15 protein-coding genes are annotated in these 23051 nt (G+C 37.8%); 4 read left to right on the forward strand and 11 right to left on the reverse strand.

Going from position 1 to position 23051, the window contains the following annotated elements; all coding sequences use genetic code 11:
• Positions 1-495 precede the first annotated feature (495 nt).
• The 8 genes from QQS39_RS09795 to QQS39_RS09830 form a co-directional block, all read right to left on the reverse strand.
• On the reverse strand, positions 496-651 hold the full coding sequence (locus QQS39_RS09795; RefSeq protein WP_164996164.1) for a hypothetical protein: 156 nt from the start codon (positions 649-651) through the stop codon (positions 496-498).
• Positions 644-1555 (reverse strand): PadR family transcriptional regulator, encoded by a 912-nt coding sequence (locus tag QQS39_RS09800; protein WP_285804420.1) that lies wholly within the window; start codon positions 1553-1555, stop codon positions 644-646. Before QQS39_RS09800 ends, QQS39_RS09795 begins: the two co-directional genes overlap by 8 nt.
• Positions 1556-1980: 425 nt before the next feature.
• Entirely contained in the window at positions 1981-3816 is a 1836-nt protein-coding gene (locus tag QQS39_RS09805; RefSeq protein ID WP_285804421.1) for a tyrosine decarboxylase, read from the reverse strand.
• Between the two features lie 516 nt (positions 3817-4332).
• Complete coding sequence (locus QQS39_RS09810; protein WP_285804422.1) at positions 4333-5358, reverse strand: NAD(P)H-quinone oxidoreductase; 1026 nt, start codon at positions 5356-5358, stop codon at positions 4333-4335.
• A gap of 127 nt (positions 5359-5485) precedes the next feature.
• Positions 5486-6370, reverse strand: a complete 885-nt coding sequence (locus tag QQS39_RS09815) for a 4Fe-4S binding protein (RefSeq protein ID WP_151435219.1) — start codon at positions 6368-6370, stop codon at positions 5486-5488.
• Between the two features lie 14 nt (positions 6371-6384).
• A complete protein-coding gene (locus QQS39_RS09820) occupies positions 6385-7257 on the reverse strand; it encodes a dimethyl sulfoxide reductase anchor subunit family protein (RefSeq protein WP_151435220.1) in 873 nt (290 codons plus the stop codon).
• Complete coding sequence (locus QQS39_RS09825; protein ID WP_151435221.1) at positions 7254-7883, reverse strand: DMSO/selenate family reductase complex B subunit; 630 nt, start codon at positions 7881-7883, stop codon at positions 7254-7256. The genes QQS39_RS09820 and QQS39_RS09825 overlap by 4 nt, the downstream gene beginning before the upstream one ends.
• Positions 7880-10270 carry a DMSO/selenate family reductase complex A subunit gene (locus tag QQS39_RS09830; RefSeq protein WP_285804423.1) on the reverse strand — a complete coding sequence of 797 codons (2391 nt, stop codon included), beginning with the start codon at positions 10268-10270 and terminating at the stop codon, positions 7880-7882. The genes QQS39_RS09825 and QQS39_RS09830 overlap by 4 nt, the downstream gene beginning before the upstream one ends.
• 572 nt (positions 10271-10842) lie before the next feature.
• Here QQS39_RS09830 and fnr point away from each other — a divergent pair.
• Positions 10843-11601: a fumarate/nitrate reduction transcriptional regulator Fnr gene (gene fnr, locus QQS39_RS09835; protein WP_036912995.1), complete on the forward strand. Its 759-nt coding sequence runs from the start codon at positions 10843-10845 to the stop codon at positions 11599-11601.
• A 141-nt stretch (positions 11602-11742) separates the two neighbouring features.
• The gene (gene uspE, locus QQS39_RS09840) at positions 11743-12693 is read left to right on the forward strand and encodes a universal stress protein UspE (RefSeq protein WP_151435223.1); all 951 of its coding nucleotides are present in this window, start codon (positions 11743-11745) and stop codon (positions 12691-12693) included.
• 80 nt (positions 12694-12773) lie between these two features.
• On the opposite strand, the gene pntB is transcribed toward uspE, so the two are convergent.
• Positions 12774-14162 carry a Re/Si-specific NAD(P)(+) transhydrogenase subunit beta gene (pntB, locus tag QQS39_RS09845; RefSeq protein ID WP_109372271.1) on the reverse strand — a complete coding sequence of 463 codons (1389 nt, stop codon included), beginning with the start codon at positions 14160-14162 and terminating at the stop codon, positions 12774-12776.
• Between the two features lie 11 nt (positions 14163-14173).
• On the reverse strand, positions 14174-15703 hold the full coding sequence (gene pntA / locus QQS39_RS09850; protein ID WP_285804424.1) for a Re/Si-specific NAD(P)(+) transhydrogenase subunit alpha: 1530 nt from the start codon (positions 15701-15703) through the stop codon (positions 14174-14176).
• 386 nt (positions 15704-16089) lie between these two features.
• On the opposite strand from pntA, the gene ydgH reads away from it, so the two are divergent.
• Positions 16090-17043, forward strand: a complete 954-nt coding sequence (gene ydgH / locus QQS39_RS09855; protein ID WP_151435225.1) for a DUF1471 family protein YdgH — start codon at positions 16090-16092, stop codon at positions 17041-17043.
• 264 nt (positions 17044-17307) lie between these two features.
• Complete coding sequence (locus QQS39_RS09860; protein ID WP_151435226.1) at positions 17308-18702, forward strand: basic amino acid/polyamine antiporter; 1395 nt, start codon at positions 17308-17310, stop codon at positions 18700-18702.
• Between the two features lie 279 nt (positions 18703-18981).
• Here the strand turns inward: QQS39_RS09860 and hrpA are convergent, their stop codons facing one another.
• The gene (gene hrpA / locus QQS39_RS09865; RefSeq protein WP_285804425.1) at positions 18982-22878 is read right to left on the reverse strand and encodes an ATP-dependent RNA helicase HrpA; all 3897 of its coding nucleotides are present in this window, start codon (positions 22876-22878) and stop codon (positions 18982-18984) included.
• Positions 22879-23051: the final 173 nt, after the last annotated feature.

The following is a 23051-nucleotide window of genomic DNA, read 5'->3' on the forward strand; positions in this document are numbered from 1 at the left end:
CGTTTGAATGAAGGTACTAATTCTCACCTAAGTACTTCTTCTTATTTAAGTACTTATTCTCGTTTAAGTACTTACAAACGTTTATTATTTTGACTCAGTATTTAATTTATTATTATTTCAAGCATATCTCTGGTTTAAGTTTTCAAATTTTATAATGGCTTCACTCGCTAAATAAAATAATCGCTAATATGGAACATTTCCACAACCATTTGTGATTTTTTTGAGGTTAGTACAATAACCTAAGAAAAACGACACAAATAACCATCAAAAAAGAGAATATAGAAAGAAAATAAAGCTATTGATTAAGAGGAATATAAACTAAGCAAATGATAGTTAAGATTGGAAGAGAATAATTTTATCACGGTGTTGTTAGCTTCTATTATTTAGAAACCTTACTTACTGTAAAGAGGTGTTAATACGGTGGGGAGAGTAAATAGGATGAGAAAGAAGAAGAATTGACAGAGGTCATGTCATTATAACCTCCGTCCATCATTATCATATTCTGCCAGGTTTACGTAACGCTCTACGAAAGTAAGAAACTGGCATTTTAGGACAAATTTGTTCTTTTACTGCTGGATTATTTTCCAAATCATCTTTATCTATTTCATTATTTCTTCTTGAATTTTGTAGCTGAGTATCTGTTTTATTCATCTTCCCTTTCCTCTGAGATCAATGCCTCATTGATAGCTTCAATTTTCTCAACTGCTTCATTAAGAATAGAAGCAATACGTCCTGCTTTTTCCACCGAAAGCTCTTTTAACACTAATTTATGGCGTAAAACTGCTTTTAATTTACCAACAGCAGATTCAATTTCCTCAGAAACACCACCTGCGTTTTGAGATAAATCTCTCGCATAAGCCAGTTTTCTTTGAATATTGGCATCTATATCTTGATGTTCTGCTAAAAATGCAGTGCCTTCAGATGTAATGCTGTAGCTTTTACGACCTTTTTCAGCAATCGTAGCAACTAATAGATCTTGCTCTTCAAGTAGTGTTAGCGTTGGATAAATAACACCAGGGCTAGGTACATATAATCCTGAAGAAGCCTCATCTATTTCTTTGATAATTTCATAGCCATGACTTGGTTTTTTCGAGATCATGCTAAGTAACAGAACGCGTAAATCACCATGATCAAACATACGTTTTAACTGGCGACCTTGACCTTTACCTCTGCCACCGCACCCACGGCCACGTTGGTTTCCGTGCTCGCCAGAACCATGTTCACCATGACGACATTCGCCACGGCCTTCGTGTCCGCGACCATGTTCACCATGGCAGCATTCACCACGACCTTCGTGCCCGTGACCATGTTCACCATGGCGGCATTCGCCATGACCTTCGTGTCCATGACCATGTTCACCATGGCGGCATTCGCCATGACCTTCGTGTCCGTGACCATGTTCACCATGACAGCAATGCTCGCCATGATTTTCTTGGTGACGACTATGTTTACCTTTACCACCACAGCGACCTCTTCCGTGACCATGTCCATGACTACCATGTTCGCCATCTTCAGCACGCTGTTGATAAAGTGAGTTTAATGCTCGAATCATCATAAATATTCCCTCATTGTTTTAGATATATCGAAATCATGTAGTGCAATATAATCCGATATATCTAAACAATCAAGTTTTAGATATATCTAAATGCACATTTAAATCGACTCACTTATTAACAATATGATTTATCTATGATTAATTTTTTCAAATCTGGGCTTAATTATGAATGATTATCATTCTCTAGCTTGCTTTTATGTGCTATCAATGAAAATAAAAGAAAATAAATAATAAAGAAGAATACAAAACAGGCACCTTTAGATTAAAATACACACAAAAAGTCATACGGTTTTATAATGCAATAAGTGACAACGTCACCTTAAATTCATTTTAAAAAAAGCGAAGATAATGAGTAACAACCCACTACTTCGCTTTTTAACAAAATTTATTTTAATTGTAGGAAATATCACAAAAAAGCGATATCGCTACTGGTCTAATGCGGATAAAACCACTTTCTTAATATATTGATATCCAGCTTCAATTTGTTGTTCATCACAGACCTCAGTACTTTTTATAGTAAGCTGCAACAAATTTAAGTGTTTGATGGTTTCCCACTCATTGCTATCAAAACCACACTCAGAACAAAACTGCGCTGGTGCATCATCACTATTACGAGCGCAAAGCGTTAATAAACTTAAATCTTGTTTATGATGACTTTTTATAACCAAGTTTTCATAGATTGTTTTATTAAGATCATTTTGCGTTTCTAAGTCCTTATTTCCTTTCTTTACTATCGCAAAATTTAGTTTATTAAAGTCAGATGCAGATAAAATACGAATATAATAGCGCTCACCTTCTTTTTCGAAAGCTGCGGCTTGATTAAAAAACTGCTCAAGTTTGATACGCGTTTCCCATTGAATTTGTGCATATTTCCCATATCCAGATGAAGTAAAAGGATAGAGTTGATGCACACTCCACATAGACGCCACTGCTGGTGCAGATTGAATACCATCAATTTCCGGAACATCGTCTGCTTGCTCTGGGCATAATCTAGGGGGATTTGTTAAAAAGCGACTAATACGCGCATCTTTAATACAGACTACACCTGTTGGATATGGTGAAAATCCAGCTTGAAACGGTTCAAAAGAGACTGAATCAGCGAGAGAAAGCTGTGTAATGCTTTCATATATTTCGGATGTTAATTCAAGTAATGGGGCTTCTTTCTTTAATTTTTCACACAAAATCTGATAAGGGATAATTTCATAATTATCATCAAGAAATAAGCTTTTCATATAACCAAATTGCGATGCATCAATATGGATATAAAATGAATTGTTGTATTTTTCCTCACACTCTTTTCTTAGCTCAAAAAGTGGTTTTAACTTATCAACACAACCATAAGACGGTGCGCCTAATATTCCTATAACCCCAAGAATAGGCTCACCTTGTTCAATCAGGCGAAAAACAATACTGCGTGTTTTTTCAATATCGGTTTTAAATGTTTCATCAATAGGCAATGCAATAAGGTTGTCATATCCCAACCCAAGTATATCCATTGCTTTTTTCCAAAATTCAAAACGGGAAACAGGAACAAGCAGTTTTCCTAAATGCATTGTTTTTGTCATGCCCGTTCCTCGGCATGTTAAATGACTTACATCATCAAAAATCCCGCGCTCATTGAGTTGTTCGCTTATGGCTAAAATATCTGTGACAGACATATTAAATAACTCAAAGGCTTTTTTATCTGCAACCAAATCTCGTGATTTTGGATGACGAGCAATTGCCATTGGTAATGTTTTTAAATTTCTAAGCGCCCATAATATTTCATAGCAAGCAAGAGTATGGCTTGTTGTGATATGACCAAATGCATCTTTTGATGAGAAACCGATTAATTTACAGAGATCATCTGTAATTTTCTTTTCTTGTTCTTTTAGTAAGGGGGAATGGTTATTAAAAACATTATCCGAGTTGTATGCTAATGCAGAAAGATAACCGAATTTCGCCAATTGCATCACTTGTGAATGATGATGGGAAAAATAAGGTTCAATATCAGATTGATTATAATTATTTTGCTGTTTTAAAGTCTCTAAAATACTTTCATAAGCATTATCTACTGCTTTTTTTTCAATAGCGTTACTTTTTATTTTAGCGTCTAAACTCTCGCTATTATTTCTTTTCATTTTATTTGCTTTAGGAAAAGAATACTCACTATTCATTAGTATTTTTGCCATCTCTCGATGATAACATGTAAGAGTATCAATGGTTCGGGTATGGTATACACGCTCTGCAGCACTCAGACAGGTTTGTTTGTGATTTGCCATCATCGCACCTATATATAAATTTTTATTATCTGTTTTAATGAAATTTGTGTTTATTAATCGTCGATACTTAATCTTTATTCAAATGATATACCACATGATGAGTAAGAATCTTCTTTATTTTATTGATATCAGTTAATATTTTTCTAATTTGATTTAAGCAAATGATATCTTAATGATAAATGATTTAGCTTTATTTGTTAGTTTCTTAAATTCACTATCAATTTTGATTTAAGTTATATTTCTGTAAATATGATATTATTTTTGCCAAGGTCAATACTTAAACCTACCTTAATCAGAATCAATGAATATTTCTATCGCTTAACATCTATAAAAAAGAATAGATATTAAATTACTTATCTAAAATAAAAATTTATTTATTTAAATGTTATTCATTTTTCCTTCAATACATAAAAAACACATAAAATATTTAGTATGTATTTTTCGGAATATTCGCTTTTTAGAAAGGAAAAGAAGTGCTTACCTCTTATATCAAATAAGTTTTAAGCACTCTTATTTTTACTCTTTTCCGTTATAAGATGGGATTTCAAGCATCACCTTACCAATTAAATCACCGGACTCCATTAACTGATGTGCTTTCCCTACTTCTTTTAATGGAAAAATAGCATTAATGATTGGTTTAATTTTTCCTTCAGCAATAAGTGGCCACACTTGCTGTTTTAATTCTTGTGCTATTTGCGCCTTCTCTTCTATTGAGCGAGATCGCATCGTGGAACCAGTATGAATTAAACGCTTAATCATCATTGGCATCATATTTAAATTTTTAGGCATTCCTTTCATCATACCCACTTGTATAACGCGCCCAAACTTGCTGGCAACTTGATAATTTTTTTCTACGTAATCCCCACCAATAATATCAAGAATAACATCAACGCCTTTCCCTTCAGTTAATATAGGAATTTCTTTAGCAAAATCGGCTTGTTTGTAATTGATGACATAATCAGCGCCGAGCGCGCGAGCCACGGTAGCTTTTTCTTCAGAGCCAACCGTTGTATAAACTGTCGCACCAATTGTGTGAGCAAGCATGATGGCAGTTGATCCAATTCCCGATGTTCCGCCATGAATAAGAACAGATTCACCTTGTTTTAGTTTTCCTAACTGGAATAAATTAGCCCAAACAGTAAATAAATTCTCAGGCAATGCCGCGGCTTCAATGTCCGTTAAATTCATTGACGGTAATGCTATGTCCTCATGGGCAATACAATATTGAGCGTAACCACCACCAGCAACTAAAGCACAGACTCTATCTCCCAATTGCCATTTAGTGCAGCCTTCCCCTAATGCGACAACCTCTCCGGCAACTTCAAGACCTGGAATAGGTGAAGCATCTGCTGGTGGCGGATAACTGCCTTGGCGTTGAAAAATATCCGGGCGATTAACACCAGAAGCTGCAACTTTGATCAAAAGATAATGTGGAGGAAGTAACGGTATCGGTGATAGTTGAGGTTGTAACTTATCTATACCACCTGGCTCTGTAATGGCAATTTCTAACATTTCCGCAGGTAAAACAGTTGCTTTCATCATATACTCCCATTTTATTTGGTCACTCTCGGAATTTAATGATAAATAAACAAAATCAACATCCTATCTCTTTTTTTATAAGGATGAGAGTTTATTAAGCAATAAGTAACTTAAGTGTAATTGAGAGAGATTATAACCAACCTTGCTTCTGATGTTGTATGCAAATCGGGCACAATTTTGCTTCTGGACTCCAAGATAAGAAGGCTAAACGGCATTTTTCACAGTGGGCATCATAATAATGGTAGTGTGTTGGTTCGTTATTTTTAGCAACGTGTTTATTAACATGAATAGATTTAGGAAAACAAACCACTTCACAACTCATGCAACCAGTACAACGCTTTTCATCAAGCATGAATATATTATTTTCAAGTTTAATCGCACCTTCATCACACACTTTGGCGCAGGCAGAGCAAAGAATACAACTGTCTTTGTCTAACTGAATTTGAAACCAACTATCTTCAGGATAAAGTTGTTTTCTTGCATTTAATCCTGTTCTTACTTGATTTTTATTGAGTGGCTTTTCATCTAGTTTTTGACGAAAAAGCATAAAGCGACGCCCGCTATCAATATCCGTAGGTTCAGTGATTATTAATTGCCAAATAGGCTCTTGTAATGTTTTTAATTGAAGATTTAAGTTTGCTAAAACAGGAAGCCATTTATCCACTAAAGGTTGCGTTATCTTCATTCCTCTAATTTGATATTGGCGGTGCCACACTAATAATTCTTCTGTACTTGCTAACGGTTCATCATGATTAACAACAAGGTAATTATCTTGGTGTGTTCTTTCGTGGGGCGCGATATTTTCTATCGCGTCAACGGGACAAGTAAATAGACAATTACCACATTGAAAACAGCGTTCATTGTCTATTTTTACATCTAAGTGAGCAAAAGTGATAGCGCCCACAGGGCAAACTTTGGAGCAACTATCACATAGGCTTTGCTTGAGGCGTTTTCTAACACATTTATCATTAATAATCGGTTCAGGAGGAAGCTCCACCTTAATAAAACGCCTCATACATCACTACTCCACTACTTAACAATAAAGAATGCAAAACGATTAAGAATTTCTGCAATCAGTATTATTGCGCTACTTGCTAACACCATACGCAATCCTGAAGTAAATACAGCATTACGATATTTCCATACACTGTATCCCATCATTAAAATACCAAGAACTGACATAAGCCATGCAGATATTCTTAATCCGAATGTTTCATTATACGCAATGATAGGCGTATGAGGGAACGTTATTGCATCATTTGTTGAAATGACTGCTGACATCCATTCCAAATAGAACGGCTGTACAGCCATACGTAATGTTACAGCAAGAAAAACAACCACTAATGCACTTATTACAATTCTTTTTGCTAACTCATCATTCACAAATGCTTTAACACGAAATGCCGTTATTGATAGTGCAATAACCGAGCCAGCTGCAAATAATGCTCCTATAAACATAAAATAGGTATTTGCGTGCATCCATGTCAGCATTGAGGTGTTGTAATACAGTGATGCCATACAGAATATATCGATGATGCCAAGCAAACCAATAATTGCCAGTATGGTTTTATTCATATGCCCTTTTATCAAAACAACTAAGGTATAAAGGCATAATGCACCAAGATAAACTGCAGCAAATATGATTTCACGACTTAGCCATGATGAAGATATATGGCGTAATGCATGAAAAGCATTCCATGGGTATCCCATGTGTAATGTTGAAGCTAATAATCCCAAGCAACCTAAAATAGCACCTGTTAATAATACAGGACGCATAGCAACGGTTGCTCTTTGATTACCAATTGCTTTTTCTAACCAGCAAAAATAAAGTGCGGTGAAAATAGTCACACCCACAGAACTTTGGACGAATAAAGTAAAGGTAACTAATGGCCATTCACTCATGCTTGAACTCCTCCCTTTTTCGTCGCACCCATATGAGGTTTGATAACTAAATTCGGGTTTGTCATCGTAAAATCAGGCAATCCTTGAACTTGGTTTAAATGCCCATATTTCGCCCTGAGATCTTTAATTTTGCCAAACTTAATCGCATTTAGTGGACAGGTATCAACACAAATTGGATTTTTGCCTTCTGCTAACAAATCGATACAAAAATCGCATTTTGACATCTGCCCAGTTTCTTCATTCATTTGTGGTGCGCCGTAAGGGCATGACCAAGCGCAGTAACCACAACCTACGCATTTAGAGGTATCGACACGGACAATACCATCACCTTCACGCTTATGCATTGCAGTAGTCGGGCAGTTTTTCACGCAAACGGGTGAATCGCAGTGGTTACAAGATAGGGTTAATGTATAAGCAAAAACATTATTAACGAAACCGCCTTGTCCTGTTGGTGCAAAACCGCCACCTTTTACTTCATAAATACGGCGAAAACGACGTCCTACTTCTAAATTATTTTTGTCTTTGCATGCCACTTGGCAAGCTTTACAACCAGAGCAACGAGAGGAATCAATAAAGAAACCGAGCTGTTCATCACTCACTGGTGCATATTCTTTAAAGTCACTCATGCTTTGGTTACCTCAACTAAAACGGTTAAATGCGAGTTACCATGTGCTAATGGTGTCATTCGTGTTGATGTTAAAACATTAGGGCATCCACCATGATCAACGCCATTTTCATCAGGCATCCACCATGCGCCCGCTTGCAATCCAACCACACCAGGAATAATGCGTTGTGTTACTAATGCAGGGATTTGAGTTATTCCTCTGTCGTTATAGACACGCACCATATCACCATTTTTGATACCTCTATTTTCAGCATCAATTGGGTTTATCCATACTTCTTGACGTTGTACTTCTTGTAACCACGGATTGGCATATTGTGTTGAATTTGCCCGGTTTTTTCCTTTCCAAGTTAGCATTTGTAATGGATACGTTGCTGTTAATTTATCTTCAGGGCCTTCAATCGCTGGAACATAATGAGATAAAGCAGGAATATCCTGATCATTCATGTCATAAAGGCGCTTAGAGAAAATCTCAATTTTTCCTGATGGTGTTGGGAATGGGTTACTCGCAAAATCATTGATGTTTTCTTCAAAGGCGACAAAAGGCTCATCTTTGAAAAGATAACGACGTGTTTTTACCAGCTCGTCAAAATTAGGGAAGTCAGGTCTATCTTGAAAACGCGCTTTATTGGTATCAACAAGATGAGCAATCCACTCTTTTTCACTTCGACCTTCAGTAAATGCCTCTTTTACGCCCATTTTTTCTGCTACGTCTGTTATCCACTCATAATCAGAGCGACGCTCAAAAGCCGGCTCTACCACTTTTTCGGACAGAAGAAAATAGTTACCCGTACCCCATGTATTACCAATGTTCCAACGCTCTAGAAAACTGGTTTCAGGTAAAACAAGATCGGCATATCTTGCAGATGGAGAGAGATATAGGTCACTAGCAACAATAAATTCAACTTTTGAATCATCTGCTAATAATTTAGCCGCTGCATTTACATCTGGGTTCTGGTTAACTAAATAGTTGCCGGCTAAAGAAAATATCATTTTGATATTAGTATCGAGTTTATCAACACCTAAAAGACCATCTTCAACACGTATTTGGCTTGCATCATCAACTGCTTGCATCCAGTTCATAATGGAAATTTGGGCTTTGATTGGGTTCTTTCCAACATTAGGGCCACGCAGAGATTGACGATTACCAATACCACCATAACCAGCCGCCCATGCCCCTTTTTTACCTACATTCCCGGTGATCGCGGCCAATAATGTCGAACCTCGAGCGCTACGCTCACCACAAATATGGCGTTGAGGTCCCCAGCCTTGAATAAGAGCCGCGGGTTTTGTCATGGCATATTCGCGTGCGAGTTGACGAATAGTATTTGCGGGCGCTCGAGTGATTTTTTCTGCCCATTCAGGCGTTTTTTCTATTCCATCTTTTTGACCTGTTAAATAAGCAACCAAGGACTCATTAGCAGGAACACCTTCAGGCATATGCTCTTCATCAAAACCAATGACATATTTATCAATAAAAGGTTTGTCATGAAGATTTTCGGTGACAATGACATACATCATTGCATCCATTAAGGCATTATCTGTTGTCGGTAAAAGAGGAACCCATTGATCAGCAAGAGACTGTGCCGTATCTGAATAACGAGGATCGACCACAATAAACTTAGTACCCTTATTTTTCATTTTCTGAAAATAATGGTTTGTGTGACCAAAAATAGTTTCATTGGGGTTATGACCCCATAAAATCACGAGTGGTGTATCTTCAAGTGTATCGAGTGAACTGCCTGTTTTAGATATGCCGTAAGTATAAGGGGTCACTTTGACCGTATTCCCTAAACTAACAGAATGATAATAAGGTAAGTATCCACCAGTTAAATTGAAGAGTTTCTTCATCATGGTATCACCAGAGAAGATCCCCCCTGTTACAGCGGTATTGACGGTTAAAAAGCGACTTGCTGCACCATGTTTTTCAGTTAAACGCGTAATATTTTCTGCAATAAGTGTTGTCGCTTCATCCCATGAAATACGTTCAAATTTACCCTCACCACGTTTGCCCACACGTTTCATTGGGTATTTTAGTCTGTCAGCATGATAAGAAAATTTACGATAACCTCTGCCACGCACGCACGCTCTCATAATAGGCATCGTTTCATCTAATTCATTATCAGGTCTTGTTGTGATCCGAGTGACAATCCCTTCTTTAATATTGGCTCGTATATCACACTTTCCACCGCAGTCAAAAGTACTACATGTCGTTACAACGGTAGCTGGGTTTCCTTCCATTTTTGCAATTGGCAAACTTTTATCTGCATTAGCTTGTGCATTTCGTGCGAAAAATGGCACAGTAACTAATGCAGCACTCGTTTGAACAAAGTGGCGACGACTTAGCGACATCTCCCCTCTATTTTTTTCACTTTTTTCTATTTTTTTCATTATCTTATCATTCTCACATAACAACGCTCATCAGTGAAAATGATAGGATATAGTGGTAAACCCTCATTGATGTATATCAATACCACTAAAGAGGTAATAGAATGTTTCAATATTCCACACTTCTTTGCAGATCCCCCACTTTTTATAAGGAAAAGCTAATTCAAGGTAGCATTAAGTTGTATCAAAAATACACCTCGTTAACTTTACCTAATTTTTTGTTATAAAAATAAAGAGTTATGTATAAAAAACACGAATTTAAGGTAGAGCCGTAAATAAAATGTCAATATAAAGGTAAAAAATATTGAAGCGCCTCTTCATTTTTGGCTTTTGACAAGGATAATTTAGTAATAGCACTATGACTTCGTTAGAAAATCGAATAATATACCAATTGAGTATTGGGTTAGCGCAAATTGTTCTAAATAGACCTTTAAGCAAAACATTGTTTTTATCAAGATACATGTTTTGTTACATTCAGAATTATTTCCACACGTATCGTTATTCCCCTTACTAATTACTGCAGTATGTGTTAAAATTGACGCATATCAATATTTTTATTTGTAATGAGCAAGCTTATGATCCCAGAAAAACGCGTCGTTCGCCGAATCCAATCTGGCGGTTGTGCAATCCATTGTCAGGATTGCAGTATTAGCCAGCTCTGCATCCCGTTTACTTTAAACGAGCATGAGCTTGATCAACTCGATAATATTATCGAGCGTAAAAAGCCCATCCAGAAAGGTCAAACCTTGTTTAAAGCAGGTGATGAGCTGAAATCACTTTATGCCATACGTTCTGGTACAATTAAAAGTTATACCATCACGGAAGAAGGCGACGAGCAAATAACAGGATTTCATCTTGCTGGTGATTTGGTTGGCTTTGACGCCATTATTAATACTGAACACCCAAGTTTCGCACAAGCTTTAGAAACATCGATGGTTTGTGAAATTCCATTTGAAACTTTGGATGATCTGTCAGGCAAAATGCCTAACTTACGTCAACAAATGATGCGCCTAATGAGTGGTGAAATCAAAGGTGACCAAGAAATGATCTTACTGCTATCGAAAAAGAATGCAGAAGAGCGTCTGGCTGCTTTTATTTATAACCTCTCACGCCGTTTCGCACAGCGTGGTTTTTCTCCTCGTGAATTCCGTTTAACCATGACTCGTGGTGATATTGGTAATTACTTGGGTTTAACCGTCGAAACAATTAGTCGCTTGCTGGGCCGCTTCCAAAAAAGCGGTATGTTGAGCGTTAAAGGCAAATACATTACTATCGAAGATAGTACACTGTTAAGTGAACTTGCAGGCAAACTTCCTTCATCAGTTGAAGTTTAATCTGTTACATTTCACACGCTAATTTTATAACGGGGCACACAAATTTGTGCCCCGTTTTCTATTTTGTGCTATTGCATTTTATCTTCTTGGGTTATCTTTAAATTGTAGATGGATAAATCCAGCCCTAAAGAGGATATTACAATGGAAAAATATCAAAACCTTCTCGTTGTCATTGATCCTAACCAAGATGACCAACCAGCACTTCGCCGTGCTGTCTATATCGTTCAGCGTAATGGTGGGCGGATAAAAGCTTTTCTACCTGTTTATGATCTCTCTTATGACATGACAACCCTTTTATCTCCCGATGAACGTAATGCAATGCGTAAAGGTGTTATCAGTCAAAAGGCTGCTTGGATCAAACAACAAGCGCGCTATTACCTTGAAGCGGGCATAGAGATTGATATAAAAGTCATTTGGCATAATCGCCCCTATGAAGCCATTATTGAAGAAGTTGTTGCACATCAACATGACTTACTCATAAAAATGGCTCACCAACATGATAAATTAGGTTCACTCATTTTTACTCCTCTGGATTGGCAATTGCTTAGAAAATGCCCTTGCCCTGTTTGGATGGTCAAAGATAAAGAGTGGCCTGAATACGGTACTATCGTTGTCGCCGCAAATTTATCGAATGAAGAATCTTATCATGATGCTCTTAATCTCAAACTGATTGAGCTAACAACTGACTTATCTCATCGCATACAAAAAAATCCTGATGTCCATTTGCTTAGCGCCTATCCTGTTGCGCCTATTAATATTGCAATTGAGCTACCTGATTTTGATCCAAATCTTTATAACACTGCATTACGTGGTCAGCATCTTATTGCGATGAAAGAGTTGCGCCAGAAATTCTCTATCCCTGAAGAGAAAACACATGTTAAAGAAGGATTGCCAGAGCAAGTGATCCCTCAAGTGTGTGAAGAGTTAAATGCGGGTATTGTTGTTTTGGGTATTTTAGGCAGGACTGGTCTTTCTGCCGCCTTCTTAGGAAATACTGCAGAACAGCTCATTGATCATCTCAAATGTGATTTACTAGCCATTAAGCCAGATGGCTTTACCTGCCCTATTACTGTTGATAGTGATCACGATTAAACTTATTTAAACTTATTGCTCTATATACAAAAAGCCAGTCAAATTTTGACTGGCTTTGTACTATTCGCTATCTGTATCTATTACAGTGCTTTTAAAATGGCATCCACACTGGCTTTAGCATCGCCAAACAACATTTGTGTATTCTCTTTAAAGAACAGTGGATTTTGCACCCCTGCATAACCGGTATTCATTGAGCGTTTAAACACAATAACATTCTGCGCTTTCCACACTTCTAATACTGGCATACCTGCAATTGGGCTATTTGGATCATCTTGTGCCGCTGGGTTTACTGTATCGTTAGCGCCAATAACTAAGACTGTATCAGTGTCAGAGAAATCATCATTGATTTCATCCATTTCTAATACAACGTCATAAGGCACTTTAGCTTCTGCTAACAACACATTCATATGACCCGGTAAACGCCCTGCGACTGGATGAATACCAAAACGCACTTTCACACCACGTTGGCGTAATTTTTCAGTAATATCATGTACAGGGTATTGTGCTTGAGCAACCGCTAATCCATAACCTGGAGTGATAATGACAGAGGTTGAGTTTTTCAGCATATCAGCCACTTCTTCAGCGGTTGTTTCGCGGTACTCACCCATTTCACCTTCTTCTGTTGAAGCTGAGCCATCAGTACCAAATCCACCTGCGATTACGCTAATAAAAGAACGATTCATCGCCTTACACATAATATAAGAAAGGATAGCACCTGAAGAACCCACTAATGCACCCGTTACAATTAACAAGTCATTGCTTAACATAAAACCAGCTGCGGCAGCTGCCCATCCAGAGTAAGAGTTCAGCATCGAAACAACAACTGGCATATCTGCGCCACCAATTGAAGCAACTAAATGCCAACCAAATGCCAAGGCAATCACTGTCATGATGATGATTAAGAAAACTTGTAAACCAACGCTGTCAGTTTTAACAAACCAAACCATCAATAAAAAAGAAACCACTAAAGCAGCAAGGTTTAATTTATGACGATTAGGTAACATCATCGGTTTAGAGGACATTTTTCCGCTTAATTTACCATAAGCGACAATTGAACCTGTAAATGTAACAGCACCAATGAAGATCCCTAAAAAGACTTCTGTTAGGTGAATATTCACCATGACAGGGTCCATTGCTGTATTGTGGTCAAGATAACTGTTAAAGCCCACTAAAACTGCCGCTAAACCTACAAAGCTGTGTAAGATTGCGACCAATTCTGGCATTTGAGTCATTTCGACTTTTTTAGCTAAACGGATACCAATAACGGCACCGATTACCATTGCAATAATGATCCAACCCACATTGCCAGCATAAGGCCCGAAAATGGTTGCGAACAAGGCAATTGCCATCCCTGCAATACCAAAATAGTTACCTTGTTTAGAGGTTTCATGCTTTGATAAGCCGGCAAGGCTGAAAATAAATAATATCGCGGCGACAATATATGCCGCTGTAACAACTCCGCTGGACATAATTGTCTCCCTTATCCTTTACGGAACATTTTCAACATACGTTGAGTAACAGTAAATCCACCAAAAATATTAATACTCGCAATCAATATTGCGATAAATGAAAATAGGCTAACCCAGCCACCGCTACCAATTTGGAGTAAAGCACCGACGACGATAATGCCCGAAATTGCATTAGTCACTGACATTAATGGCGTGTGCAATGAATGGCTTACATTCCAAACAACGTAATAACCTACAACACAAGAAAGTGCGAATACCGTAAAGTGAGATAAAAACTCTTTCGGTGCAACATTTGCAAGCCATGCAAACAATAAAAAGGCTATCGCTAATAAACTGTATTTCTTCCAAGGTGAAACCGGTTTAGCAACGGGTTTTTCTTGTGGTTTTGCAGCAGGTGCGGCCTTAGGTTGTGCTGAGACTTGAATTGGTGGCGCAGGCCATGTGACTTCACCAGCACGAATCACAGTCACACCACGAATAACAACATCATCAAAATCAATATTGATATTACCGTCTTTTTCTTTACACAATAATTTCAATAGGTTAACTAAGTTAGTACCATAAAGTTGAGATGACTGTGCCGGTAAACGAGCCGCTAAATCAGTATAACCAATGATTTTTACACCATGTTCTGTCGTAAAGACTTCATTAGGCACGGTATATTCACAGTTACCACCATTTTGAGCCGCAAGGTCTACTACAACACTTCCCGGCTTCATTGAATCGACCATCTCTTTCGTAATTAAACGAGGCGCTGGTTTTCCTGGAATTAATGCCGTTGTAATGATGATATCCACATCTTTTGCTTGTTCTGCAAATAATGCCATTTCAGCATCAATAAATGCTTTTGACATTACCTTAGCATAGCCATCACCACTGCCTGCTTCTTCTTTAAAATCAAGCTCTAGGAATTCAGCGCCCATGCTTTGAACTTGCTCTTTAACTTCAGGACGAGTATCGAATGCACGAACAATTGCACCAAGGCTTCCTGCGGCACCAATCGCTGCAAGACCTGCAACACCAGCACCAATAACCATAACTTTAGCTGGTGGCACTTTACCTGCGGCAGTGATTTGCCCAGTAAAGAATCTTCCGAATTCATGGGCAGCTTCTACAACAGCGCGGTAACCAGCGATGTTTGCCATTGAACTTAACGCATCAAGAGATTGTGCACGAGAAATACGTGGCACACTATCCATTGCCATCACGTTAATATTCTTTTCAGCTAACTTTTCGAGTAATGCCGCATTTTGAGCTGGCCAAATAAAACTCACTAATGTTGCGCCATCTTGTAGCAACGCAATTTCATTATCCAGTGGTGCATTTACCTTCAAAATAATGTCTGATTCCCAAACATTTTGAAGAGAGAGGATCTCGGCACCGGCTTCCTGATAAGCTTTATCTTCAAAGCTTGAGGCAACGCCTGCACCATTTTCAACTGCGACTGTAAATCCTAATTTTATGAGTTGAGTCACCGTAGCGGGTGTAGCTGCAACTCTTGTTTCATTAGAAAGTCGCTCTTTGGGTATACCAATTCGCATAATTTTCCCTTCTTATCCATAGCGTTCTGTTAAAATTTCTCCGTTAACTTCACATTCATGCAAAAAAAATGTTAAAAATAATAATATGCATGCTATTAATCGGAGTTCTAATAACCTACTGAAAATAAAACCAATAATCTATATCTGTGTAAAGCTAAAATTGAACTTAATTAGATCATTTTAGTCGAAAAGGCATATTTATGAATTATTCACTATATTCAGGTAAATATCTGGTAACATATACTGGTCATTTGACTCTGTGGTGACTCACTAAATAAAATAATGCGACAAATGCTATTATTACATGTAATAATTAATCCCTATGTGATAAACCACTACGTTCAGCACATGACCAATATTAATTGCGCAAGGCGGAAGGATTTTGTATGAAGCTGAAAACCTCAGTCATCGCAGCAGCGATGTTGTCTTTAACTAATATCACTGTTGCGCAGGCTGCTCAGGAATTAACACCCGAACAAGCTGCAGAACTAAAACCATTTGAAAGAATTACAGTTATCGGTCGTTTTAACGCTATTTATGAAGCCGCTGATGCGGTCTCTCGTCGTGCGGATAAAGTCGGTGCTGATAGTTTCTATATTCAAGGTCTAGATGATATTAGTGATAGCGGCAACATGAGTGTTACTGCTGATCTATACCATAAAGATGCACCAAAAGCAGATAAAGAAAACTATCGCGTCTTTCATGGCGTGAAAGAACTACCAAAACCTGAAGCAATTCTGCTACAACCATTTGATACCGTTTCTATCCGTGGTTACTACCCTACAACCCCTGATATTAACGACGCAATTGCAAAAGCGGCAGCTAAAAAAGGTGCAGCATCATTCTTTATTGTTCGTAACGTATCAACAAATGATGGTGGTAACCAAGAAGTAACAGCTTATATCTACAAAAAAGATGCGCCTAAACGTGCAATTCAAGCACCAGAGGCTGTCGTTCCTTATGATTCAGATGCAGGTCGCGCACTTATTGCAGAAGGCGGAGCCGCTGCCAATAAAGTTGAGAAACCAGGTCTTGCATCAAACACTGATTTTGATAGAAGTGTAGGAACATTTGCTGATACACAAACTTCAGGTGCTAGTGGTCGTTACACTGTCACATTACCTGATGGTACTGAAATCCAAGAAGTTAACAAAGCAGCAGCTGCATTAATGGACCCGTTTGATACCATTACATTTAGCGGATACTTTGTAAACTCACCAGAAATTTCTTATCAGGTTGCTAAACGTGCGGCAGCAAAAGGTGCCAAGTACTACCATATTACAAATGAATGGCAAAGTGATGGTGGTACAGTCACTATTACCGCTGACCTATTCAAGTAATAAAACTTTCTAATTAAAAAAACCTTGCTAATGCGAGGTTTTTTTTACTCAAAATATCATCAAACCAACCCCGCTTTACAAAAACTGCATAATTTTTATGATTTAATGCATAGACAACCAAGTCAACTCTCCGTAAAATCTCGCTGTTTTTTAGTGTTTTTATCTTTATTTAAATTTGAGATATTCATATTTATTCTATTTACTGACCAAAAAATAAGAAAATACGCTATTTATTTACAATTTTAATCACGTAGGTAATTATCCTTGAATAAGAAACTTGGCTTAATATCACTCACCGCTTTAGTATTAAGCTCAATGGTTGGTGCAGGTGTATTCAGTTTGCCTCAAAATATGGCCGAAGTTGCTAGCCCTGCCGCATTAATTATTGGTTGGGTGATAACCGGCATTGGTATTCTCTTTCTTGCTACATCTTTATTACTCCTCTCTCGCCTGCGACCTGATCTTGATGGTGGTATTTTTACCTACGCGAAAGAAGGATTTGGCGAATTCATTGGTTTTTGTTCAGCGTGGGGTTATTGGGTCTGCGCTGTTGTTGCTAACGTTTCTTATCTTGTTATTGTTTTTGCTGCCTTTAGTTTTTTTACAGATACACCAGAGAACGTTATTTTTGGTGATGGGAATACATGGCAGGCATTAATTGGAGAATCAATCTTACTTTGGGTTGTCCATTTTCTTGTATTGCGTGGTGTGCAAACTGCAGCTAGCATTAATTTAATGGCGACAATGGCAAAACTTCTTCCTTTAGGATTATTTGTTATTGTCGCCCTATTAGCTTTCAATATGGATATATTTACCCTTGATTTTAAAGGTGTAAATTTGGGTGTTCCTGTTTGGGATCAAGTCAAAAATACCATGCTGATTACACTGTGGGTATTTATTGGTATTGAAGGCGCGGTCGTAGTTTCCGCAAGAGCTAAAAATCGTCGTGATGTTGGTTTAGCAACTGTACTTGCTGTTGTCATCGCATTAATTATCTATATTCTTGTCACTTTATTATCGCAAGGTTTAGTTAGCCAAGCTGAATTGGCGGCGATGAAAAACCCGTCAATGGCACCATTACTTGTTCAACTTATTGGTAGCATAGGCGAGATAATTATTGCAGCGGGTCTTATTCTCTCTGTATGTGGTGCTTATTTAAGTTGGACAATTATGGCAGCAGAAGTGCCTTATATTGCCGCACTACATCATTCTTTCCCTAAACAATTAGGAAAGCAGAATAAAAATGATGCGCCTTCATCTTCATTATGGTTTACCAACTGTGCAGTCCAATTCTCTTTAGTTTTAATTTGGTTGACGGGAAGTAACTACAATACATTGCTGACCATTGCATCAGAGATGATCCTTGTTCCTTACTTTCTTGTTGGTGCATTTTTATTTAAAGTCGCAATTGCACGCAGTAGTCGTGCTTTATTATTAATAGCTATACCTGCAAGTCTATATGGCTTATGGCTACTTTATGCATCAGGTGTTATTAACTTATTACTCTCTGTTGTACTTTATGCACCTGGTATCCTGATATTTTTATACACCCGAAAACAATATAAAGATAAAAAGCCACTATTGTTAAGTGAAAAAATTCTGTTGGCGCTTGTCTTATTTGGCGCTATTCCTGCGTTAGGTTATTTAGCTATATCCTAAAGACAATCTGAGAGGTACTGGAAAAACAGTACCTCTTTTTTTTACTCTCTTCTTCTCTTCCTAACTTCTCTTCAAAACAAATTTCACTTAAATAAATTCCACTTAAGTCAAAAATTTTTTCTGCTAAGCAGTGATTTTTAACATCGATGGTTAGGTGCTTATAAAGCAAGAAATATATTGTATGTTGTAACTAATTTATAGGTAGCTATTTATTCGCTATACAATAAAAAACCCACAAGAAGCATAAGTTCCCGTGGGTCTATATATGTCACGATTAAATTAGTTAAAACTGACTTGTTCCATCGCCTGTAATATACGTTTGTCTGATATTGGATATGGTGTACCTATCTGTTGAGCAAACAGGCTTACTCTAAGCTCCTCTATCATCCAACGAATATTTTGCACTTCTTCTTGCTGCTTTTGTTTCTCTGTTAACTTACCTAACCACTGTTGCCACTGCTGAATAACATTTTCAACTCGGCTCATTTGAGCGCGATCACGATTAGGATCAATGGCCAATTTTTCCATTCGTTTTTCAATTGCACTCAAATAACGAGGAATATCCGCAAGACGTTTCCATCCATGCGAAGTCACAAAACCAGGAAAAACTAACTGACCAAGTTGGGCTTTAATATCAGATAATGCAAAAGCAACACTAATATCCACCCGCCCTTTTAGACGCTTATTGATAGCAAATACTTGAGTTAAAATCGCTTCAACTTGTTTTGCTATTTCAACCACAGCATCATTTAACTCAGCTCTGACATATTCTTGCAGTTTTTGATATTCGCCTTCTTGCCAAATTAAACCACCATAAGAAGCCATAAGTTTATCAACACCACAAGCAATACAATCATCAATCAGCTCTAACACTTTGCCATAAGGGTTAAAGTAAAGACCCAGTTTTGCTTTGTTAGGTAATTTCTCATGTAGGTATTTTATCGGTGACGGAATATTTAATAACAATAAGCGTCTTACGCCTTCCCACATGGAAGTTTGTTGTTCAGATTCGGTTTCAAAAAGCTTAATACTCACACTGTTTTTTTCATCAACGAGTGCCGGATAAGCTTTCACTGAATAGCCACCGCGTTTTTGCTCATAACGCTGAGGCAAATCTCCAAAACTCCAAATATGTAAATCTTGTTGTTCAATGCCATCATCAGCGACTGCTGATAATGTTTCTTGCACTTTTTCCTTTAAGTTCTCTTTTAATTTATTGAGATCTTTACTTTCTGCCAGTGTTTTATTTTTATCGCCAACAACACGGAATGTCATTTTTAAGTGATCAGCAACTTGGTCTAGTTGCCAACTCTCTCTATCAACAGTCACGCCTGTCATACGGCGTAATTCATTTTCGAGTTTATCGAGTAAGCTACCTTCAACTTGAGGTACGCGCTCTAAAAAAGCAGAGGCATAATTAGGTGCTGGGACAAAATTACGACGAATAGGTTTTGGTAATGACTTAATTAAAGCCACTATCAATTCATGGCGAATGCCCGGAATTTGCCAATCAAAACCTTCCTCTTTTACCTGATTTAAAATCGGTAATGGAATATGAACAGTGACACCATCAGCCGCTGTACCCGGTTCAAATTGATAAGTTAAGCGCAATTTTAAATTATCTTGATGCCAATAATTTGGATAATCTAATGCACTCACACGCTTAGCATCATCTTTGATAAGCATGCTCTTTTCAAAGTTAAGCAGATCCGGTGATGCTTTTTGTGCTTCTTTCCACCATTTATCAAAATGACGTGATGAAACAACGTCTTGTGGTATTCGTTGATCGTAGAAAGTAAACATTGTTTCATCATCAACAAGAATGTCACGACGACGAGATTTATGCTCTAACTCTTCCACTTCAGTCCGTAATTTTAAATTTTCACGGAAAAATGCATGACGAGTTTGCCAATCACCTTCTACTAACGCATGGCGAATAAAAAGCTCCCGGCATAATAACGGATCAATTTGGCTATAATTAATAGGTCGAGAGGCAACAATAGGTAAACCATATAGCGTAACTTTTTCATTAGCCATTACAGCGCCTTGCGCTTTTGACCAATGTGGCTCGCTATAGTGATGTTTCACTAAATGTTCAGCTATAGGTTCAATCCATTCTGGCTCTACGCGTGCTGCAATTCGCCCCCATAAACGAGAGGTTTCGACCAGTTCAGCGACCATTGTCCATTTTGGTGGTTTTTTAAATAAACCAGACCCCGGATAAATAGAAAAGCGCGCATTTCGCGCCCCAGTAAACTCTTGTTTATCAGCATCTTTTTGTCCAATATGCGACAATAAACCACTTAATAACGCAACATGGACGCTTCTAAAATCGGCAGGTTCACTGTTAACAGGAAAGCCGAGTTCTTTAACAACTTGTCGTAATTGCGTATAAACATCTTGCCACTCTCGAACACGCATAAAGTTTAAAAACTCTTGCCGACACAGCTTTCTAAATTGAGAATGACTCAACTCTTTTTGTTGAGTTTTTAAATAATCCCACATATTTAAAAAAGACAAGAAATCAGAATCTTTATCTTGGAAGCGACGATGTTTTTCATCAGAAGCTTGCTGTTTATCCATCGGTCTTTCGCGCGGATCTTGAATTGAAAGTGCAGATGTAATAACCATCAATTCTTTTACTGCACCATATTTACGCGCTTCAAGTACCATTCTCGCCAAACGAGGATCGATAGGAAGTTGAGCAAGTTGTTTCCCCATTGGGGTTAAACGATAAGCACCATTGTGATCGGTTTCATTTTGTAACGCGCCTAGTTCTTCTAATAAACGCACACCATCTTGAATATTGCGTTTATCCGGTGGCTGTACAAATGGGAAAGCACTAATATCCCCCAACCCTATCGATGTCATTTGCAAAATAACCGATGCAAGGTTAGTTCTTAATATTTCAGGATCAGTAAATTCAGAACGAGAAATAAAATCATCTTCTGAATAAAGACGAATACAAATACCATCAGAAACACGGCCACAACGCCCTTTTCTCTGATTTGCTGAAGCTTGAGAAATAGGTTCTATTGGAAGTCGTTGTACTTTAGTTCGATAACTATAACGACTAATACGTGCAAAACCGGTATCAATAACGTACTTAATGCCTGGTACAGTTAATGAAGTTTCGGCAACGTTAGTGGCTAAAATAATACGCCTGCCGTTATGAGGATGAAAAATTCGATTTTGTTCACTGTTAGATAAACGGGCAAATAAAGGCAATACTTCAGTATGGCGAAGTTGTAGTTTATTCAGCGCATCAGCAGTATCGCGAATTTCTCGCTCACCGCTCATAAAAATAAGAATATCACCCGCACTTTCTCTGCTTAATTCATCAATAGCATCAACAATGCCATCTGTCATATCCTTATCATTATCAAGTTCGTCACCACCAATAGGACGATATCTCACTTCAACAGGATAAGTTCGACCTGAAACTTCAATGATAGGCGCTTGATTGAAATGTTTGGAAAAACGTTCAGGATCAATGGTTGCAGAAGTAATAATGACTTTTAAATCAGGGCGCTTAGGTAATAGCTGCTTTAAATAACCAAGAATAAAGTCGATATTTAAGCTACGTTCATGGGCTTCATCAATAATGATGGTGTCATATTGTAATAGCAGTTTATCTTGCTGTAATTCAGCCAATAAAATACCGTCTGTCATTAGCTTAACGAGGGTATTATCACCAACATGATCACTAAAGCGAACCTTATAACCTACAGATTCTCCTAACGTGCTTTTTAATTCATGAGCGATACGTTCAGCCACTGAACGTGCAGCTAAACGACGAGGCTGAGTGTGGCCAATAAAACCCTTGATCCCTCTTCCTAATTCAAGGCAAATTTTAGGGATCTGCGTTGTTTTACCTGAGCCAGTTTCCCCCGCAATAATAACAACTTGGTTATCGCGTATTGCATTATAAATGGCATCTTTCTTTTGGCTAACAGGAAGGTTTTCTGGGTAAGTAATTTCAGGACAATTGGCACGACGGCGAATTATCATCTGTTGTGCTGTTGTAATATCGTCTTTAATTGCACTTAATACCGCTTGTTTAGACTCTTCATTATTAATTTTAGCGACGCCACGTAGACGTTTTCTTAATCGCTGCTGCTCCCGCAGCGATAATTGCTCTATTTCTTGATAGAGCGTGGCAGATGATAATGTCACCTTTTATTATCCTTTTTGAGGTTATTCTAATCAAAACTAATGGCCGTATGATATCACAACAGACTATTGGCACATAAAGGCTTGATTAAAATTCTTAGTATATGATTTCATATAATCAATAATTTTGAATAGCATATTCAAAGGATTGTGATGTGATAATTTAAAGATAGAGT

The sequence above is a fragment of the Proteus appendicitidis genome, assembly GCF_030271835.1.
GTDB classification, from domain to species: domain Bacteria; phylum Pseudomonadota; class Gammaproteobacteria; order Enterobacterales; family Enterobacteriaceae; genus Proteus; species Proteus appendicitidis.

Excerpts from the sequence above, each read along its gene's own strand:
- QQS39_RS09800 (WP_285804420.1), bottom strand. The coding sequence starts at position 1,555 with ATGATGATTCGAGCATTAAACTCACTTTATCAACAGCGTGCTGAAGAT.
- fnr (WP_036912995.1), top strand. The coding sequence starts at position 10,843 with ATGATCCCAGAAAAACGCGTCGTTCGCCGAATCCAATCTGGCGGTTGT.
- QQS39_RS09815 (WP_151435219.1), bottom strand. The coding sequence starts at position 6,370 with ATGAGGCGTTTTATTAAGGTGGAGCTTCCTCCTGAACCGATTATTAAT.
- uspE (WP_151435223.1), top strand. The coding sequence starts at position 11,743 with ATGGAAAAATATCAAAACCTTCTCGTTGTCATTGATCCTAACCAAGAT.
- QQS39_RS09820 (WP_151435220.1), bottom strand. The coding sequence starts at position 7,257 with ATGAGTGAATGGCCATTAGTTACCTTTACTTTATTCGTCCAAAGTTCT.
- pntA (WP_285804424.1), bottom strand. The coding sequence starts at position 15,703 with ATGCGAATTGGTATACCCAAAGAGCGACTTTCTAATGAAACAAGAGTT.
- QQS39_RS09830 (WP_285804423.1), bottom strand. The coding sequence starts at position 10,270 with ATGAAAAAAATAGAAAAAAGTGAAAAAAATAGAGGGGAGATGTCGCTA.
- QQS39_RS09810 (WP_285804422.1), bottom strand. The coding sequence starts at position 5,358 with ATGATGAAAGCAACTGTTTTACCTGCGGAAATGTTAGAAATTGCCATT.
- QQS39_RS09825 (WP_151435221.1), bottom strand. The coding sequence starts at position 7,883 with ATGAGTGACTTTAAAGAATATGCACCAGTGAGTGATGAACAGCTCGGT.
- ydgH (WP_151435225.1), top strand. The coding sequence starts at position 16,090 with ATGAAGCTGAAAACCTCAGTCATCGCAGCAGCGATGTTGTCTTTAACT.
- QQS39_RS09805 (WP_285804421.1), bottom strand. The coding sequence starts at position 3,816 with ATGGCAAATCACAAACAAACCTGTCTGAGTGCTGCAGAGCGTGTATAC.
- pntB (WP_109372271.1), bottom strand. The coding sequence starts at position 14,162 with ATGTCCAGCGGAGTTGTTACAGCGGCATATATTGTCGCCGCGATATTA.
- QQS39_RS09795 (WP_164996164.1), bottom strand. The coding sequence starts at position 651 with ATGAATAAAACAGATACTCAGCTACAAAATTCAAGAAGAAATAATGAA.